Source organism: Shewanella sp. S23-S33, from assembly GCF_043359565.1.
GTDB lineage: Bacteria > Pseudomonadota > Gammaproteobacteria > Enterobacterales > Shewanellaceae > Shewanella > Shewanella oncorhynchi.
In genome coordinates this window covers 1-18277 of record NZ_JBHFFD010000058.1, presented here as the reverse complement: position 1 = coordinate 18277, position 18277 = coordinate 1, and the positions used below count along the sequence as shown (strand labels likewise).

Sequence of the window (18277 nt, the reverse complement as noted above, 5' to 3'; positions counted from 1 at the left end):
GTGAATTCTTTAGAGTGTTGGCTGGCAAATCCCTCTATTATTCACGTAGCAGCGCGTTCATTTTGACTGGTATCAATACTGACAATCTTCATAGGTCAATTGCAGACTGATGGCGTTCAAGTAAATATCTTGGAAATTTCGGCTAAATGACTTTGCAGTCCGTTTATGCCGACTAACTGATAAATATGTACATCGCCTGCCTGGGACTCATTTGATAATTGTTCAGCACTTAAGGAATGCTTTGCGCTGGTGATGATGATGAGCCAGTCCATGTTTGGCCCACCGATGGCAATACTGGTTGGATTGGTGACGGGTAATGTCAGTGTAAGATCGACTTGACCTTTGGGACAATAACGCACCACTTGGCCGCCACCTCATTGAGCGTTCCAAATATATCCAGCGGCATCGACTTCAGAACCATCAGGGAAAATCATTTGTTCTGTTGTGACAAATGAACGCTTATTGCTGACTGATGCCGTGTTGGGATCAAAATCATATTGAAATATTTCATGTGTTGGTGAGTCTGCATGGTACATAGTTAGCCCATCTGGACTCCAGCAGAGCCTATTCGAAATGCTGATGTTCTCGCAATAGATTTAACGACGGCCAAGTCGACAACACTTTTAAGCATTGGCTTTGATGACCTAAGCAGTAAAGTGCCGCATCACTACTTTGATAAGGGCCATTTTCGACGATAGTTTCAACCATAGTGCCAGCCCAGAAGCGCCCTTGCCTGTCGACTCGGCCGTCGTTAAATCTAATTCGTTAAGTGTGATTCTGGCCTAGTAAGCCATTGTACTTAATTGTTTTTTTAATGGTATAAAGCTATATCACGGTCAAACGCGACAATCAGTTGCTCTGCATTTTGCGTCAGACCAAATGAACCTACTCGGTACGGCATGGCAATGGTTCGAAGACTTTGAGTCGTAATTGAATATCTCAGCAGCTTTAATATCAGTCCATGGCAGTCAAAAAATCCCTCTACCCTAAAGCGAGTTCAACCGATAAATACATAGGGGACGTTCAGTAAGTTCACAAGTCTCGGCTGCAATATCACTATAAGCTATATAGTCTTTTGCGGTCTTTACGGTAACATTTAAAAGCCAAGATCCAGAACGAAACCAAAACGAATAACGCTACCTTATCGTACCTATGTAATAACTTCCCAACAATGGCATCTTCTAATGGCTTCATTACTCCTTGGAACTCAATTTCAGCGATGTAGTATTTGCCAATCAATAATATTACAAAGTGAAAAACGACACCAAAAATCAGGGCTAACTGAGTGCGTTTTGATAATGACAGCACATATAGTAATTCATAAAAAAAGTTCATTTTTACCTTTAAAAACGACGTGTTAAGTAGTGAGCAACATAACCATTCAACCTAAAACTATTGCTCTGTAAACACAAGGCTCTACCTGAACTAAAAATACCGAGCGTTGCGAATTTTAGCGTCGCGCAGAGAGTGCGCTCCAATGCTTAGTTAGAATACAGACTCCTCAGACAGAGTTTTTCCTATCCGAAACGAGATAGCACCTTCGTCATCTGGCCCTGCGTCTAACGCAAAAACTCGAACCACACTCTCAACAGGTACGCCCTCAACATATAGATTTGGCCAGGTACCCAAAGGCTCCTCAGTCCTCTCCTCCCATCTCAGATATTTCGCCATTCCAGAAACATCAATCTCAAGAACGACAGGCTCTTCCTCAACAGAAAACCATCGGTTCGCTACAAGCTCCACATCCTTCAATTCGTTCAGATGAACTCTGCCCCGCCGTTTATCTGCCTGGCATCGAGGGACACGCCCGCAACGCTCAGCCTCAACCCAATCTTCTTTAGGAACAACTCTATACAAATGATTCACATCAACGCTTCCTATCTGTTTTATAGATGCCCATTTAAAGGGCTTGGTTTAACAGCTTCGAGGCAAAACGTTTTAAGGGCTTTGTTTCCTAAAAGCACAAATAACTACAGAGTGCTTTTTGAGCGCCAGTATGGCGCTTAAAACCCTTGTTTCATCGTCAGTCGTTTATCTATAATTAGAATATTATTTTGATTTAAACCCGAAAAACATTGGATTTCACTATTAGGAAACAAAGCCCGTTTTAAGGCTAAAATCTACTTTTGGACAAAAACTACTTAGAGCATTCAGTCTAAGTTGACTGATTTTTGATTAGAAAAAGTATCGTAAACCATCATGAAGGCCATCCTTAACTAGTAGTGAAAAATCGCAAAATGAAAGCCTAGTTAAGGATGGTAATAATCAGAAAAAGATGTACCTGTCCTTTCTTTCCCCAGTTATACATTTACACTTCTATAGGACTAATTAAACCGCGTGTTCGCCAACGGTTGCCATTAACCAAAGCCTCAAACGATTCCCCGTTTGATAACGTCAAATTATCTGCATGGTCTGTTACGATGATTTGTGGGCAAAATCCGTTGCTCAGCTCAACCTCATTGCAATAAATCGAGAGCTGACTAAATAGGTTTTCAACAGCCTCAATGTCTTCATCTATATTTTGTTCCACTTTTAATATCTTACGTTGCTCTGTTTCTTGGCTTTTTTGGTCTTCAAAGGATTCAGAGTTATCGCGATTGAAGTTAGGGAAATATACTTGCGTTGGCTGATCAAAAAATAGTATTGATGGTATAGCGCATTTATTACCTAACTCAGCAAAATATTTGTGTAAAGCTAAAAAGAGCGTTACGTGGCAATACAACCAATTGGCACCACTTCCCATTGATCTTAAATGGATTTTTCCGTTTTCTTGCGTTAAGTGGTAGAGGTCAAATGTCTCGAATGAGAAGTGAAGATTGATTGGCTTATAGCTGGCTTCAAATTCAAAATGGCTGCCGATTTCAGCCATATATTCATTTACCTTTGCAGAAGCGTTTTCTAGCCCTTTTTGTACATCATATTGTTCAAGATCTTTATTGATACCTTTAATTTTTTTGGTGATCTCTTTTATTTGCTTTTCAAGTTCAGCATCATCGGCCATGTTGAGGGTATCGAGAAGCATAAATAGCTTGGCTTTCTGCATCAAAATGCTTTCATACAGACTTTTTAGCTCTGCCAACTGCTTTTCTGTTTTCTCGATTTCCGTTATTTGTTGATTTAACGCGGTCAACTCCTTATCAAAAACCTCAATGTTGCGTTGTACGTCAACCAAGGACGATTCAAACTTTGCTTTCATAGGACGAGCTTGCGCAAGGTTGCCCGAAACCTTAGTAATGGCTTGCTGCAGTTTTTCTGCGCTTTCTCGTAATGTATTTTTTTCAGTATGGCAAAATGGGCAAACTGAAGTCGATATATGGACATGTTTTGGCGAGCTAAACTGTTTTACGTTATCAACAAAACGTTCTTCTTCTTGAATATGTTTGTTAATTGAGGCTGTTTGGCGCTGCAATTTTCTTAACTCGGCAGTCTTTTGGGTACGTTCTAGCTTGAGTTGGTTGTAGCGTTGCGTGGCAGCATCTGAATTATGATTAATTTGTTCAGGCACTATAATACTATCAAGTTGGTCTTTGGCACTCTGTGGGTGCCGTAGTACCTTTTCCAAAGTTAGCGGCTCGTCTTTAAATCCCATCAAAGCATAAAGCTGGCTTAAAACGGGGCCAACGTTTTGTTTATAGCTTTCAGAGGTACGTTTGTTTGTTTCTTTCTGACGCTCCAATCGTCTGACATCAGCGCTCAACCGTTCTTTCTCTTGTGACAAGTGAAAGTATTTCTGGTCAACTAAGCCCAAGAATATCTTGGTATGGTCTATCGCTTGATCACGCTTGTCCTTTTCATCAAATCGGTAAAACAACGCATGTTTATTAGCTACAAGATTTTGATGTTGAAGCATAAATGATGAAAAGCTACGTATTGAAGGAGTTGCAGCTTTAGCGTTATTCCGACGATTGGCTCTTGCTGCTAGTGATTCATCTACATCATCTATATCCAAGAAAAAGTCTCTTAGATGCTTCTTAAACTGATCTAACGGGCGAAAATAGCTACTGTTAAAATAATCGCCAACAATATCGTCAGAATTGAACGACTCAACAAGACGAAAAAAAGCCTTACTCGCTTTGTCAGGATCACGGGCAATCACGATGCTCTGTTCATTAACTGAAAAGGCAACATAATAAATAGCGGCGCTTGTGGTAATGACTCCTTTTGGAATGGTGTTTTCGCCACTGCCAAAGCAATAATCAAAGATTTCGATTAAGGCACTTTTACCCGTCGATGACTTACCAGTAACAACATTTAGCCCCTTTTTAAAATTAACGGGATGCTTATTCCCTTGCTTATCAATAACGCCTATTTCGTGAATTAATGTTTTCATTGCGGCTTCACCCCTAGAAAGGCATAAATTTCGACCACTGAGTGACCACTGAATAATCGCCCTAGCTTCTCTGCATTTTTTTTATTGGTAAATGAAAAATCAGATTCATCACATGCGTGAAGGGACAAACTTTGTTCTTTGATAGATAACCAGTCATTGATTAAGCAATATTGAATGCATTGCTCCGTTAACTCTTGAAACCCATCAATTCGCTCTTGTAGGTCATAAAGCTTGGTACGGTCATTGAAAATAGACCAAATTGAACTTTGTTTTGTCTTTCCAAATACAGCCCCTGAAATTGTTTTACCAAAAACAGGATGACTGCAAAGCGGAATAACCAAAGGAGCAAGTAACAGGTTATTTTCTGATTCAACTAATGCTGTGTAAAATGACGCAAGATACGCCCCATACTCGAATGGGTTGTACTTCAGCTCGTACAGTGCGCCGACAATGCTACTCATGGCTCAACCTCCCATTTTAAGTCACGTTCTTCATCATCCATCGCATCGTGAATTAAGCCATTTTTATATTCAAAAGGAGGGATATCATTTCCCATGTTCAATGGCTGTTCACCTATGGTTTTGTTATAAAGCAATTTTGAACTTTTAATTGCATTTGTTGACTCAAGTTGCGCACTGGAATAGGCAAGCTTAAATTTTTTTACCAACTGATTCTGGTAAGTAATTGTTTTGTCTCTATAGAGTGGGTACTCATCCAGTTGTTCAATCAGTGAGTTTTGTAACTCAAGCCAATTACCTACAGCGTCAGGAATCATTTCGTGATGCTCAATTTCGATAATTTTGTGCACAAAAGGTCTGTCCAGGTACAGTTCAACCTCTAGCTCAGAGGCTTCGTAGCCAGAAAATACTGGGAAGGTGAACTCTTTTTTACACAGATGAGCTGTTAACTCTTCGCACTTCGCTGAAAAATCTTGGTACTTGATGCTCCAAGATTGCTGAGTTGCCTGTGCGTACACAAAGCCAATAAGCCCATGAAGATAACTTTTAAGGTTATTTTTGGGAATACCTACTGGCCTGGAAAGTATCTGCATTTCTAGCTCCAGCGCGTTGTCAGCTAGAGTAAATAAAGTGACTTTACTAAGTACATTTTTAAGAAATACCTCATCAGCTGCCATTACCGCTTTTTGTAGTTTGATAACATCTGATTGCTTTTTGGCATTTAATTGGGCTTCGCTACGTTCCGAAAAAATATCTTTTAATATTTGTAGACGCTGTTCTGCACTTTGTGTGTTCCACTCTTTTAGGCGAGTAGTTGCGCCAAATGCTTGAGTGGTGTGAAGCACCAAAATACTGTATAGAGAGCTGTCAAACTCTGGCGCTAGCCAATTCTTTAACGTCTTCCAAAGGTTTTCATGGTGGTCAGTCAGAGGTGCGGCGTAGTCTTTCACTTCGGTTTGCGTTGATGCCAACACGTCTTGAGAAATCAAGCTAACATCACCGTCTTTTTCAAACCAAACAGACTGCCCATCTTCAAGTGAAAAGCATTTTTCCAATCCAATCATAGCTTGGAAATGAAATGCTAAAGCGGTTGTTAGCGCAGCATTTTTGGGTTGGCTTCCGTTCATGCTAGTCCGTTCCTTTATTTGTATTTAAACAATGTTTGGGCAGTTACCTATTTAACGTTCACTTCAGGTCAAATATAGACAAACGCACCCTCCTGCATAACACTTTGTTCACTGACAATACTTTCGATTGAATAGGCACCTTTTATAGCAGGAATAGCATTTTTTGTCAGTTTCAACTTTTATCAAAAATGAGTGTAAATTCAAACATTTCAGTATGATACCTTTAAAATAAGTCGATTGGCAATGTAGAAAATTGGAGGGCAGACTTTTGTCTCCAATGTTCAAAATTCTAAATCGCAAGTATACATATAAGAACAATGCCAGTTGGGTCAAGAACGCTCGCCTGATAGATAGGTGATGTTACTCCAATCCAACCAACATTAAGAAAACTAGGTCAAATTATGGTTTAGTGATTTGAGTCGTCTATCAGGTGAAACAAGCTTTGGGGCATATGTGAGTCAACGAAGATGTCGCTGACTCAAAAATGGGACAAAAGCGTGTTAGAACGTCGGCAGTATCAGGTGAATTTCGGATAAAAATTTCTATGGGTAAGCCCCTGTTAATCGCTGACCAACGCAATACAAAAGCTGCTGCTAACCACCACTTTGTTCAATTGAATCAATACATAGCAAAAATGCAAAGCGTTGTGAATCCCTATTGAAGAGTTCTATATTAGTAAAATATGCGCTCAAACTCCCAGTCAACATACCTAAGACTTGAAAAATCACTGGTTAACTAGGTGTCTAGGAAATTAGTGGCGATTCAAGTTGCTGTTTAGATAATGAGTTAACAATGCAACTAGATTGTGAGATGATAACTTTATCAATTACCTAATTTTTTGCTCCTTTATGATCGTATCTTCCTTAAAAGCTATGACTGGTGACTCTTTTGTTATCACATGGCAAGGTAACTGCGTTTTGATTGATGGTGGTATGCCCAATACATATGGTGAGATACTGAGAAAAGTACAGGGCAACAATCTTAGAGCAATATTTATAACGCATGTAGATTATGACCATATTGGCGGAGCCATCAATCTAATCAAACAAGCTGACATAGATATAACAAACTGCGCGTTCTTTATGAATAACCCCGACTTGGCAAGTAATTATAATGGCACAGATGTTCGATATGAGCATGGTGATACGCTTCAAAAAATGCTTCAGAAAAGAGGTACTGACTTTCTCCCTATTACAAAAAATACAGCACCTATTGAAATTGAGGGGTTAAAGATCAAACCCATACTCCCATCTCTGGAGCTTTGTCAAAAGCTTTGTCAAAATTGGGACTTGAGTCGAGTATGGGACGAAGCAAAAGGTAATTATGACTATCAAAAGTCTCAAAGAAACAATGGAGATATCCTTAATAAAGCGTCTGTATGTCTAGTAATTGAATATAAGAATAAAAAGGCACTCTTTTTAGGTGATTCACACGCTGGCGATGTAAAAGAGGCTTTATTAGAATCTAAAGAGTTAAAGTTTGATTTAGTGAAACTTTCACATCATGGTAGCAAGCATAATACCGATGCAGATTTATTAGAAATAATTGAATGTAATGATTATATTGTTGCAACAAATAGTAGCAGGTATGAACATCCTGATCCCGAAACGATGAGGTTGCTATCAAACCGTGCGAAACAAAAGGGTTGTATATTTAATGTTTATTTAAACTACCCAATTGAAGGTCTAATTAGACAGCGGTATAAAGAAAAATATTTGGAAGATATGGAAAGTTTGACTTTTATTTTGCAACAGGATGTAGAGCTGTGGTGTCTTTAATAATTCAACATAAAAACTTATTGGTTGGCCATGTAAAAACATCTATGAGTGATTCTCTACTTGGAAGTTGTATTCCTTTTAAAAAAGGAAATGATATTTTCATAATTACTTGTGGGCATGTCTTATATAAAGAAGACTGGAGTGGTTTACGTCACTCACTGGCAGATTTAATAGTTGAAATAGATTCTATAAAATATAATCCTATAAAAATCCATGGGGAATTAGAAGACGCAAAAACGACTGATTTATCAATTTTACAAATAATCAGTTGCAATGAGGATATTCAATCCTTTATTGAACTAAATCTGCTGGAAGTTAAAGATAATACTTTTTTAACCAACTCAATGATATGTGTTTACCCTTCTTCAGATGCTCGTCCACAATTTATTGATAACATTCAATACTCTGGAAGTGATAAAAAATTCGAGTACAGTGTCAAAGTGGATAAGGATACCTTTCATAATCTAAATATGGGAGGAGCGGGTGCTAGCCAATTTAAAGGAGTTTCTGGTTCAGGGATTTTTTGTCAGCACAATGGGGAACTGTATTTACAAGGTGTTATTAAAGCTTTACCTGAAACCAGTGTTATCTCAGAAGTAGATCTCGTTGGTGTTAGTGCAATAAAGACAATTTGGAAAGACGTTGAGATAAATACGAGCTTAGGAAAGTTGCATAATAACCTACACCATAATTCTCCTTTAAACTCTGAAGAATCTAGAGCTGAGCTAGCAAAAGAGTTGCTAACTCAAATATCTGATAAAAAATACAAAATATTGGTTTGTGCTCCTAGTGATTGTAGTTCGAGCACTAAAGCCAAAACTGTATTTTCCAAATTAATACATGGACTTAATCAAGAAGGAATTAATTTTTCAGTTGGTGGTGGAAAGGAGGTTTTAGTACAAACAGGCTCATACCCTCATCTTGAAGAGCGAACCTTCATAGAGTCCGTAGAATGTAGTTCATTGGTTATCATTGCAGATGATCACTCAACTTTTTCTCAGTTGTCTCTGTTATCTAGTTTCATATTTAATAGTAGGAAACAGAAAGATGTTTATATATTCTATGAGGATAATGTCATAACAACTCAAGACTTTATCAAGGATGGCCCTTTTAAGTTTGCGGAAGATAAAGTTAAAGCACGTGTTTTCGAATTTAGTAAGTTTAATGACTCGATGATTAAAGATGTTATAGATGGAATCACTAGTCTTCACACATGCTTAGGGAAAATAACATGAGTAGTGAATTAAACCTTAAAACTTTCATTTGGGGGCTGGGCGTGATCCAACCAGCAACCCCGAATGAGGTTCAGCACTTTATTATTCAGATGCTGTTAAAGCAATCAAACAAAGAGTTTGACATAGAAAAAACAGTTGAAAAGCTTATTACTGATGGTCTTATAAGATGTGTGTCGAAAAGAAACAAGTTATACAGTATTACGCATGAAGGCGATGATTTTTTAGGCAATCAGCTTAGAGCACTAAAGGATAAAGAACGACTTTACTTGCTGAAATCTGTAAGGGATGTTAGCTTTGTTGATAAGGGTGCTTCTGAAAGAAATATGGGTGGTGCATCACCACTTAAGCAAGCAAGATCAAGCACAAAAGTATCCCCTAGGCCAGAAATTCCTCTGTCCTCGGGGCCCCTTCCCCAAACCCAGAAGAATTTCTGGCCTAGGGTATATTGGCAATTAAATATTGGTTCAAAATCAGAAGCCCCCTTAACTTCAACTCATCTAAATTTCTATAGTGCGAATAGTATCCCTCGTAAGTTTGACAGTATTGATGATGCCATTATTACAATTTCTGAACTAGTCGGTGTAAGTTCATACTTGTTAAAAGATTTTTGTAATCAAACAGAAAAATATTATCGATATTTTGAAATACCAAAGAAGTCAGGTAAAGGTGTAAGAGTTATATGTTCTCCTAGAGCATTTTTAAAGACAGTTCAGTATTGGATCTTAGATTATTTTCTAATCCGACTGAAAGAGCATGAAAACTGCTATGCATACAGGAAGAACAAATCAATTAAAGATAATGCTAATGTACATTTGAATAGAAAGTTTATTTTGTGTATGGATATAGAATCTTTTTTTGATAACATTTCTACCAAACAAGTCGCAAAATGTTTTGTACAAAACAAGATTGAACCCGAGCTTGCCATTTTATTTGCAAAGATAGTTACTTTGAATGGTGCCTTGCCTCAAGGTGCACCTACTAGTCCAATTATTTCAAACTCATATTTGTACAAGTTCGATGAGTTTATTTCTAAATATTGTTTGGATAATAAACTTAGTTATAGTAGATATGCAGATGATTTGATTATCGGCTCTGATGATTATGATTCACTTAAAAATATAAAGGATTTAATATCAGAAAAACTAAATTCATATTCATTAAATTTAAATAAAAATAAAACCAGAATCGTTAGCTACAATAGCTGCCAAATTGTAACTGGTGTTGCCATAAATAACGGTGAATTAAGGCCGTCAAGAAAGTATAGAAAAGAAGTAAGAGCGCTTTTTCATAGAACTGAAGTTGAGAATAACATTGATCTTTTACCAAAGCTTTACGGTCACTTGAACTATCTAAAAAGTTTTGAGAATGGAGATACTCCAAAGAATTTAAAGAAGTACCAATCTATTATTGATAAATTAAAACTTCTATAAAAAGTTTAGTAAAGCCATAGAAGCCTATGAAAGCTATGTCAAAGAGGCACTATGTTATTAGCCTATTTGAAATTGATTTTTGGCTTCAAACTGAAGCGGTTATGTTAGAGGCACTGCTCTGCCACCCCAAAGACATTGATATCGCAATCCGTGTTAACTAAGGTACAAGATAACCGTCTGCATGTGCTTATTGACTATTATTAGACGTTCTAAATTTGATCGCACTGTTCGGAGCTGCTGGCTAGTATGAAAGCTGGAGGCTAAATACCTCCGACTACCAAATTAGTATTATTTCTCATACCAATACTGCTGATAATTATGTGAAAAATAGCTTTTTGTTGAATCAATACTTCCAATATGTTCGTATTCCCCAAGGTTTGTCACGATTACGAACTTATGCTTAGTTCTTGGTATGAAGCCTGGTATTGAAACATATATGTCTCTATTGTTTTCCACATATACATTTTTATATTCTTCAGCTCTCGATTTTATATTTAGGTCATCTAAGTTAGTTGTCGGCCACCATTTTGCTTCTGTCAATTCTAGCCATTCACGCTTATTTAAAAACTGATTTAACCAGCTACGATTCTCTACGATTTCAAAGACAGTAAGACTATGGAGAAGTAACCCAACCTCTGAAGGATTAAAAACAACCAAATGAGTCACATATCGATCATCCAGTTGGGTTGATTTAACAAAATCAACATGTAAATTGTAGTTTCGAATAAGTTTACGGTTTATTAAATAAGATTTCCTACTAACATTATTGTTCCGATAGTTCAAATAAAGAGCAAAAATAGAGACTGACAAGCTGATTAAACTAATTGCTGCTGAATAAAATTCTTGATTCATAACGACCTCTCGTTGAAACCTACCGCCTCAAGTAGCGGAAAATGCGAACGCTTTGGCGCAGATAGGGAGTGATATTTAGATGGAGATCGCAGTTCGTTATCCTGACTTGAAAGTTCAAGTTGAGGCGTTCTAAATGAAGAGCCCTGTTAGAATACATGAATAATCAGCTAGCATTTGTACTCCACTGTATCACCAGAAATCTTAACGAGTTCTTCCTTCACCAGTTGGTTGAAATAATTTTGTATCGCTACATCGTTGCCCTTAACCCCCATATGCGCCGCAATATGGTTACGAAGACTTGTTACCTTTTTAGGTCGCTTTTCTTTAGGCTTCGACGTTAATGAGCTAATCAATTTACTTTTTGTACTTGGTGCGGTGGCAACTTTGACCTGTTTGCAAATTCTGCCATTCGTTTTGATATGTGAAATTAGCGGTGAAAAACCTTGATCATTACTGATGATTTCAAATGATATGTTTGAAGAAGCTTCGCTATCAAACTTACCGAGGTAATATGATAGATGGAAGTCTAGGTTATTGGATTGAGTTGCCTTAAGTTGAACTAAAACAAGCTCGATAGGAGAATCGTATTTAGTGTCGCCAAGGTCAATTTTTGGCTGTTTCGCACCAAGGAATAGAACCACTTTGCTGTAAATAGCGAGGTCTACTTTACTAAGACATCCAATGTTCTCATAGTCTATAAATGCCCACTTCAATGTGTGTCTCCTTAGTCTTCGTATAATTAACGCTGCGCTTGTTTAAGCCAATAGCGCTAATTCCTTCCCTCATAAGCAAAATCGGATTGATATGTAAAACTAACGTCCGGTTGTTGTTCAGTATCCGATGTTTTGTGCGGTTCTGCTAGATACCGACATTTCAACAGCTTCATTACTTCACTTTATTATTAATAAACTCTAAGGAGTTGAAAAATTGATCTGACATAAGTGTAATACCATTAGGTACATTCTGTAGATCAGAACGATACGAAACCTCAAGCTGGATCACGACGCTTTTGTTGCCAGGATGCCTACAGATATAGCCCATAGTGCTGAAATATTGAAATGGTTGGCTGCTCTTACTTTTGCTTGCGTGATCTTCTGCAATGGTGACGTACTTAATACAGGCGCTTCCGTTTAAGGTTGCTCGGTTGTTTTTCACACCTCGGTCGACGAATCTCGTTTTATCATCGTTTCTCTCACGCTCTGCAATCACATAATCAAAGAATGAGTCATCATCTTCATGCCCGCCGACACCAAACACCCATGCATTTGCAATCAGACTATCTGTTTTAGACGTCATTTCTTTGCCAAAGAAAATGCCCATTTGGTCATGTTGCATCAAGTACCAGTTAGGCTCATTGGGTGAACTTATTGTTGCCCCAAGAATCTCATAGGTCTGCCCAATACCGGCTTGAGGAAAGTTTGGTTTGGATGCGCATGCACTCAAACCAATGGCGAACAGTATCACGAGATATTTCATTGCAGCTCCTTTGCCCCTAACCTAACAAACAGTGCTTGAATGCCAAGCTGCAGTCGCGCAAAGAAAAACGCATCAATGCAGCGACTCCAAACAGATTTAGCATACCTATACCGAAACTGAGCATTAACGATCGAAGTCAAAATATATTTACGCAAGACCTCCTTCATTAAGCTGATGTTATTAAATGTTAACGGCTAAAAAATGGCAAGCTAATTACCTTCAAAATGGGTCTCGAATAACACAGTGAAAAATTGATGATGGACAGTCTTGTACTGAAGAGAGAGTCATTTATGTAAGTTAATTTTAATGATGTCTACTGGCAGAATCGTATTGAACATCTAAACTAAAATTGGGTTGTTGCAATGTTCGTGATATGCAGTCCGGTTTATAGCGTAAATCAGCTGCTTAAACGCACTTGCGCCTTTAATATTTAAGGAGCAACCCATGATAGAAAAACTGGCTCAACAAGCTGAAATAACAGCAGAACTGTTCTCTCTTGAAGGCATCCCTACCGCATATGGTTGTCGAATGGATGATATTGAACAGATGAAATTGCATTGTAAGTCAATCCAACCATTCAAAGCTTGGTGCGTCGTTTCAGAGTGGATCATTTGGATTATTGATGTCCCACAAGGCACCCCTGGCACTCACCCTATTAAAGAGCTGGTACTGGCGAATCACATAATTGAAGATGGCCAAGGCCGTTTCCCCAGTGGTGGATGGGTCAGAACCACAATGGTTATCCATACTCACCATAACTGCATCTTTGAAACGAACAATACCTTCTACATTTTAGTGGGAAGCGGTAACAGTAAGCACCTGTCCCTCAACGAGTTTGGTCAGAAAATTAAATTATTCAGTCAAATCTACTGATACGCTCAAAATGGGCTCTTGAATAAGGGCCTACCTACCTTGCTAGTAAAGTCGATGTTGATATAGAGTAAACCACAGCAATCGCAACCACCGCGGCTCAATGGGGCAGGAAACGCCAAGCGTTGACAGTCCCTATTGAAGCGTTAGTTAAATTGCAATTGCTCGCAGCTTTGCTTGAGCAAATACTGTTATTGAATTCTCAGTTGCTCGCTCTACTTCAAAATAACCACCGGACATTGAAAGTTGACGCACATTCAATGAGTCTGAACCAAATTTTTTAAACCAATACGGTGCAAGAGAGCATTGTGCTGAGCCTGTTGCCAAATCTTCAGATATGCCAATTTTTGGAGCAAAGTATCTTAGAACATAACCATTATTACTATTTGCAGCCGTTACAATTAAAGCATGATATTCATTGATTTCTCTCAAGCGCTTATAATCTGGCTGGAAATTCATTACCGTCTCTACCGAGGGTAAAACTAAGACTAAATCTCGAGTAGAAAAAACATCAATGGCATCAATCGCCAAATCAGATATTTCTGCTGGAACAGCACAAGGCTTACCTTCCCAGATCGGCAATACGAGTGAATATAGGCCATTTCTTTTAGAAATCACTACCTCACCGTGTTTACTGTTGAAAACTACTTTTTCCAATTGGTACTTAGAAAGGATCGCTGCACCAGCTCCCAAACTACCGTGACCACAAAGGTTAATTTCACCATCCAATGCAAACCAGCGAATGTGAAATTGTCCGTCGACGTTAGTAATGAACGAAGTCACTGGCAGTCCAACATCATGAGTAATTTGATGCAACTCAGTATCAGACAGCCAGTTATTTAGCTCTAACACTCCACAAGGATTGCCAAAAGCCGATTCGCCGCTAAACACATCATAAATCTCTATGTTGATAATCCACCATCCTTGACTGCAATTTAACGCTTTGCACACGTGCAGTCGGCGCGAAGCGGCGCCAGTCAAAGCCCCAACGGGGCGATGTGCTACAACTTGTTATACGGCAGGTTTACCATGAAATGCAACATATAAACTTTGTAGCTTTGTTGGCACTAAAGGCCAGCCCATTTCTTTAGTTTTCTGGCTAGCCTGCCAAAACAAATGTTCTACATAATACACATCAATAAACTCAAACTCTTTTGGATGCGCATTGGGTAATTTTTCATTTATGTAATCTAGATAGCTTTGAGCTAACGCAATATTGCCAGAAGAAAATGCCTGAGTAGTAGCATTTGCAAACTCCTCCATTTTTGAAGTGGCCATAAAGACATCGTGCGAATCCATTTTGCGTTTCACTTCTGGGAATAAAAAGCATATCTCATTCAAGAAATTATCGATAATTGGCTCTTCTGTCTCGTTCATATTTAAGTCCTATTACGCCCAAATTTAGCGCGGAAAACCGCGCAGCGGGTTGCCGGCAATAATATTTGATTATTATGTGATAACTACGCGCACCACTCGCCTACTGCATCAGGCGAAACAAAACCATACATCATAATGTTGTCTGGTGTTTCTCCGAACCCTAACGCAAACTCATTTGTAGACTCTAGTGTAAGCAGCCAGCGGTTACCCATTTTTGCGATTGCTAGCACATTTGATTTCTATGTTTGTCATAATCGTGCCCAATAAGCGAAGCGAATGTTGTTTATTGTTTTGTTAGCCGCGTTTCCCAATTATGCGCTTTGCCCTTTCTAAGACATGATCAAACGTCATAATTGTTAGGTTATGGTAACTACTATTGAGTACGCGAAATGCCTGTTGTTGCTCTTTATTCCAATCATTTGAGCGCCCGTAAATTAAAGTGCACCTTGGCTTGATGGTTTTAACGTAGCCTACCCTTTCCATGAACTTGACGCTGTTAGCTTCCAGTTCAACTTCATGAATGTAACTCTGGGATTGAGTGATAGCTTTAATTAGGTCAGAGTGCGGATAATAGTTATTGTGGTCAAGTCCCGTAGACCAAAATTTAAGGCTTCCCTCAGGGCGTTTTATTTCGACAATATCCAGAAAACCATCATAGCTTTCCATCAGAAAGTCTGAAATATTGTGGGTATCTATAGCCCTCTCATCTAGAACTTTGACAAAGTCACTACCAAGAACCCAACTATTTTTTTCAAACCAGTTTTGCCATACGTTTTCAGTAAAGTCCGACTCTAAAAGGTATTGGAATTCATCTAGCGCTCGGACTTTTCGAGCATGCTCTAAACCTAACTCTAGATCTTCAGGGATTACCTCATTTGCCAAAAGGAACTCAAGCATTCCCCGTTTGTCTGGCAAATTCAACAACTGTTTAATTTGCTCAGCATTGGAAAGATCATACGGATTATCAAGTGGCAAGAAAGCTCTAGTACCTTGCTTGAAAGGTTCATAATTGTTTGAAATAAAATCAATTAAATTGTGAAACTCTTCACTGTCTAGTGTTAGTTCACTTTTAGGGCTATCGAGCTCGAGAGTTTCACTCTCATGCCAACTCTTTGGTTTATTGTATCTACCAAGCTTCAAAAACACTTCATCTTCTGAAGTGTTGTGCGGAATCTTCCAAAATATAGCTCTAGTCAGAACACGAGGTTTATCACGAATTATCCTAACTAATCTGTCTTTAATTTGTGCCATGATACCTCTCAATTAACTCATAGCTGCTAACGCCCGCCACAAACGCGAGCAACTTGTTGCGAGTCGAGCGCTCAAAGGGCGCGTTTTTGATGGCGATGTGTACGCCCAGCATGGCATGAACTAATGAGGTGAAAGTCCTCTGTAGGAAGATCACCGTTCAATAACATCCTGTTATTAAACGTTAACTACTAGCGAATGGCAAGGGCTTATCCGCGAGGATTGGTTTGAAGGAAGCCGCTAGCAAATTTGCGAGCTGATGAACAAGAACATCATATGAGGCGTAGGCTAGAGGTGAGTTGGCAGGGCCTCCCTCACGCAGTAAGGGGACAAGACGAAATCACGTGATTTAATGGCCACCGTAAATGATGCAGCAGTGCAAAGAAAGTTCATGTTCTTATCTGGGGAGATCTGCTTAACACGCGATCGGTCATTAACCAGTCAGGCTCTGGTTTATAAGTGCCTTGGCTTTTCAGTGTCATCGACTGAAAAGAGCGAACCAGATGAAAACCGATAGCGCATGACGGGGCAACTCGGCATGTGATTAAGCAAAAGTCAGCAGACGGCATAGTAGCCCAACGCCCATCGTAATGGATGGGATAGCATACCCCGCGTTAGCGTTGTGGGTACATGGTGAAGGCCTGAACATTTAGAAGAAGGAAGAGTCTTGTCAAACTTGTTGATACCTACTACGTCGCCAGACGATTACTATCAGCAGCGTATTGATATGCAACCAGCCTTCAACAGCGATTTATTCCAACAACTGCTTCAGCCTGAGAATTTACACCGAGCTTGGCGTCAGGTTAAAGCCAATAATGGCGCGGCTGGTATCGATGGCATGACCAAAGCCAAGTGGTTAAGGTACGACAAAGCAAGTTCCTAGGGTTTACCTTTAACCGCGGAAAGATCCAGTGGCATGTCAAAACACTGCACATCTTTAAACAAAAGATAAGGCGACTGACAAACCGCAATTGGGGCGTGAGCATGAGCTATCAATTGTTTAAAGTGCGGCAATACATGCAAGGCTGGATCAATTACTTTGGCATAGCCAACGCTTACCAAGAGTGTGTCGATTTAGACCACTGGATCCGTCGTCGAGTACGTATGTGCTACTGGCGTCAATGGCGAAAGCCACGGACTAAGGTACAAAACTTACTCAAACGTGGCGTCAGGATCCAAGCGGCCGTTGCTTGTGGAATTACAAGCAAAGGGCCGTGGCGAAGCTCGAAAACACCAGGGATACAGCAAGCGCTGAGTAATGAGTATCTTAAGAAAGCAGGATTGTATTCACTGAGAGATGGATGGATCGCGGTTAACTATCCGAACCAGAAAACAGGTTAGGCGTTCTAAATGAACCGCCCTGTGCAGAGCCGCATGCAGGGTGGTGTGGGGGCTGGAGGCTAAATACCTCCGGCTACCCGATTAGTTTTGGATATTTGCATACCTTTGGGAAGCAGGTGCATTAACTAAACTGAGCCTATATTCCATATATTTTTTAACGGTTTTTGAATCACAATATTCAACAAGATCTTCCCAAAACAATACGCCAACATCATCTTTGAAGTCCTTAATAAAACAGGCGTAACTACTACTCTCGTGCTTTTTCATTTTTATGGCTGACTTCCATTTAGTGGAACTTACTAAAAGGCAAAAGTGTAATGTATATTTATAATACCTTTCTCTAATAGCGTTAATTCTTTTAAGATTACTCTTAATATCTTTCTCTATAGACCAATTAGTTAGGTATTTCGCTTCAATTGCGATCATTGTCTTTGATACTGGGTCATGAAGTAAAATATCCGCAAATTCCCCTCTGTCAGAGTCGATATCGAGTAAATATGTATGATTATCAAAACTGATTGAAGGAGACTGCAAGGACACTGTTTTATTTAATTTTTTTGATAGGTAGCTATTTATCCACACTACACGCTCGTCGTATCCATCAATAAATTCATTAAAAAAATAACCAGCAAAGAACTTTGTATAGAGGTTCCGCTCTTTTTCTGATTCTAAAACACATGGCCCTGAATTAAAAATCATACGCAATCCTAATTGTAAGAAACTAACGCTTTGCTAATTGGCTGCCGCAGCGTAAC

The 18277-nt window shown here is 39.1% G+C and carries 18 protein-coding genes and 1 pseudogene; 6 read left to right on the top strand and 13 right to left on the bottom strand.

Annotated features, from left to right (window positions below; translation table 11 throughout):
• Positions 1-116 precede the first annotated feature (116 nt).
• The 6 genes and pseudogenes from ACHA99_RS15645 to ACHA99_RS15620 form a co-directional block, all read right to left on the bottom strand.
• Positions 117-536: pseudogene (locus ACHA99_RS15645) on the bottom strand (SMP-30/gluconolactonase/LRE family protein).
• Positions 537-564: 28 nt separating this feature from the next.
• A complete protein-coding gene (locus tag ACHA99_RS15640; protein WP_393943748.1) occupies positions 565-708 on the bottom strand; it encodes a hypothetical protein in 144 nt (47 codons plus the stop codon).
• Positions 709-1485: 777 nt separating this feature from the next.
• A complete protein-coding gene (locus ACHA99_RS15635; protein ID WP_393943746.1) occupies positions 1486-1866 on the bottom strand; it encodes a DUF952 domain-containing protein in 381 nt (126 codons plus the stop codon).
• A gap of 442 nt (positions 1867-2308) precedes the next feature.
• Positions 2309-4330: a DUF3732 domain-containing protein gene (locus ACHA99_RS15630; protein ID WP_393943744.1), complete on the bottom strand. Its 2022-nt coding sequence runs from the start codon at positions 4328-4330 to the stop codon at positions 2309-2311.
• On the bottom strand, positions 4327-4791 hold the full coding sequence (locus ACHA99_RS15625) for a three component ABC system middle component (protein WP_006081630.1): 465 nt from the start codon (positions 4789-4791) through the stop codon (positions 4327-4329). Before ACHA99_RS15625 ends, ACHA99_RS15630 begins: the two co-directional genes overlap by 4 nt.
• Positions 4788-5915, bottom strand: a complete 1128-nt coding sequence (locus ACHA99_RS15620; RefSeq protein ID WP_393943742.1) for a hypothetical protein — start codon at positions 5913-5915, stop codon at positions 4788-4790. Before ACHA99_RS15620 ends, ACHA99_RS15625 begins: the two co-directional genes overlap by 4 nt.
• Before the next feature lie 848 nt (positions 5916-6763).
• Here ACHA99_RS15620 and ACHA99_RS15615 point away from each other — a divergent pair.
• From ACHA99_RS15615 to ACHA99_RS15605, 3 genes are read left to right on the top strand one after another with little or no spacing between them, the layout of a single operon-like run.
• Positions 6764-7693 (top strand): ComEC/Rec2 family competence protein, encoded by a 930-nt coding sequence (locus ACHA99_RS15615; RefSeq protein WP_393943740.1) that lies wholly within the window; start codon positions 6764-6766, stop codon positions 7691-7693.
• Complete coding sequence (locus tag ACHA99_RS15610) at positions 7684-8928, top strand: hypothetical protein (RefSeq protein ID WP_393943738.1); 1245 nt, start codon at positions 7684-7686, stop codon at positions 8926-8928. The genes ACHA99_RS15615 and ACHA99_RS15610 overlap by 10 nt, the downstream gene beginning before the upstream one ends.
• On the top strand, positions 8925-10358 hold the full coding sequence (locus ACHA99_RS15605; RefSeq protein WP_393943736.1) for a retron St85 family RNA-directed DNA polymerase: 1434 nt from the start codon (positions 8925-8927) through the stop codon (positions 10356-10358). Before ACHA99_RS15610 ends, ACHA99_RS15605 begins: the two co-directional genes overlap by 4 nt.
• A 288-nt stretch (positions 10359-10646) precedes the next feature.
• On the opposite strand, the gene ACHA99_RS15600 is transcribed toward ACHA99_RS15605, so the two are convergent.
• From ACHA99_RS15600 to ACHA99_RS15590, 3 genes are all read right to left on the bottom strand, one after another.
• A complete protein-coding gene (locus ACHA99_RS15600) occupies positions 10647-11210 on the bottom strand; it encodes a hypothetical protein (RefSeq protein ID WP_393943734.1) in 564 nt (187 codons plus the stop codon).
• Positions 11211-11377: 167 nt separating this feature from the next.
• Positions 11378-11923 (bottom strand): PIN domain-containing protein, encoded by a 546-nt coding sequence (locus ACHA99_RS15595; RefSeq protein WP_393943732.1) that lies wholly within the window; start codon positions 11921-11923, stop codon positions 11378-11380.
• Between the two features lie 172 nt (positions 11924-12095).
• Complete coding sequence (locus ACHA99_RS15590; protein WP_393943730.1) at positions 12096-12686, bottom strand: hypothetical protein; 591 nt, start codon at positions 12684-12686, stop codon at positions 12096-12098.
• Between the two features lie 444 nt (positions 12687-13130).
• Between ACHA99_RS15590 and ACHA99_RS15585 the strand changes: the two genes are divergently transcribed.
• Complete coding sequence (locus tag ACHA99_RS15585; protein ID WP_263255515.1) at positions 13131-13559, top strand: DUF6957 family protein; 429 nt, start codon at positions 13131-13133, stop codon at positions 13557-13559.
• A gap of 147 nt (positions 13560-13706) precedes the next feature.
• On the opposite strand, the gene ACHA99_RS15580 is transcribed toward ACHA99_RS15585, so the two are convergent.
• The 3 genes from ACHA99_RS15580 to ACHA99_RS15570 all read right to left on the bottom strand — a co-directional run bounded on the left by ACHA99_RS15580 (position 13707) and on the right by ACHA99_RS15570 (position 16184).
• Positions 13707-14447 carry a PhzF family phenazine biosynthesis protein gene (locus tag ACHA99_RS15580; protein WP_393943727.1) on the bottom strand — a complete coding sequence of 247 codons (741 nt, stop codon included), beginning with the start codon at positions 14445-14447 and terminating at the stop codon, positions 13707-13709.
• A gap of 120 nt (positions 14448-14567) precedes the next feature.
• Positions 14568-14933 carry a hypothetical protein gene (locus ACHA99_RS15575; protein ID WP_393943725.1) on the bottom strand — a complete coding sequence of 122 codons (366 nt, stop codon included), beginning with the start codon at positions 14931-14933 and terminating at the stop codon, positions 14568-14570.
• A 294-nt stretch (positions 14934-15227) separates the two neighbouring features.
• Entirely contained in the window at positions 15228-16184 is a 957-nt protein-coding gene (locus ACHA99_RS15570) for a Shedu immune nuclease family protein (RefSeq protein WP_012089215.1), read from the bottom strand.
• A gap of 664 nt (positions 16185-16848) precedes the next feature.
• Here ACHA99_RS15570 and ACHA99_RS15565 point away from each other — a divergent pair.
• Together ACHA99_RS15565 and ACHA99_RS15560 are read left to right on the top strand one after the other, a co-directional pair.
• A complete protein-coding gene (locus ACHA99_RS15565) occupies positions 16849-17064 on the top strand; it encodes a hypothetical protein (RefSeq protein WP_263186900.1) in 216 nt (71 codons plus the stop codon).
• Between the two features lie 101 nt (positions 17065-17165).
• Positions 17166-17522: a group II intron maturase-specific domain-containing protein gene (locus ACHA99_RS15560; protein WP_263212441.1), complete on the top strand. Its 357-nt coding sequence runs from the start codon at positions 17166-17168 to the stop codon at positions 17520-17522.
• A gap of 81 nt (positions 17523-17603) precedes the next feature.
• Here ACHA99_RS15560 and ACHA99_RS15555 read toward each other — a convergent pair whose 3' ends face one another.
• Positions 17604-18221: a hypothetical protein gene (locus ACHA99_RS15555; RefSeq protein WP_263212442.1), complete on the bottom strand. Its 618-nt coding sequence runs from the start codon at positions 18219-18221 to the stop codon at positions 17604-17606.
• Positions 18222-18277 lie beyond the last annotated feature (56 nt).

Coding starts and splice junctions, on each gene's coding strand:
- ACHA99_RS15570 (WP_012089215.1), bottom strand. CDS start 16,184: ATGGCACAAATTAAAGACAGATTAGTTAGGATAATTCGTGATAAACCT.
- ACHA99_RS15575 (WP_393943725.1), bottom strand. CDS start 14,933: ATGAACGAGACAGAAGAGCCAATTATCGATAATTTCTTGAATGAGATA.
- ACHA99_RS15625 (WP_006081630.1), bottom strand. CDS start 4,791: ATGAGTAGCATTGTCGGCGCACTGTACGAGCTGAAGTACAACCCATTC.
- ACHA99_RS15615 (WP_393943740.1), top strand. CDS start 6,764: ATGATCGTATCTTCCTTAAAAGCTATGACTGGTGACTCTTTTGTTATC.
- ACHA99_RS15630 (WP_393943744.1), bottom strand. CDS start 4,330: ATGAAAACATTAATTCACGAAATAGGCGTTATTGATAAGCAAGGGAAT.
- ACHA99_RS15560 (WP_263212441.1), top strand. CDS start 17,166: ATGAGCTATCAATTGTTTAAAGTGCGGCAATACATGCAAGGCTGGATC.
- ACHA99_RS15590 (WP_393943730.1), bottom strand. CDS start 12,686: ATGAAATATCTCGTGATACTGTTCGCCATTGGTTTGAGTGCATGCGCA.
- ACHA99_RS15555 (WP_263212442.1), bottom strand. CDS start 18,221: ATGATTTTTAATTCAGGGCCATGTGTTTTAGAATCAGAAAAAGAGCGG.
- ACHA99_RS15640 (WP_393943748.1), bottom strand. CDS start 708: ATGGTTGAAACTATCGTCGAAAATGGCCCTTATCAAAGTAGTGATGCG.
- ACHA99_RS15585 (WP_263255515.1), top strand. CDS start 13,131: ATGATAGAAAAACTGGCTCAACAAGCTGAAATAACAGCAGAACTGTTC.
- ACHA99_RS15600 (WP_393943734.1), bottom strand. CDS start 11,210: ATGAATCAAGAATTTTATTCAGCAGCAATTAGTTTAATCAGCTTGTCA.
- ACHA99_RS15620 (WP_393943742.1), bottom strand. CDS start 5,915: ATGAACGGAAGCCAACCCAAAAATGCTGCGCTAACAACCGCTTTAGCA.
- ACHA99_RS15605 (WP_393943736.1), top strand. CDS start 8,925: ATGAGTAGTGAATTAAACCTTAAAACTTTCATTTGGGGGCTGGGCGTG.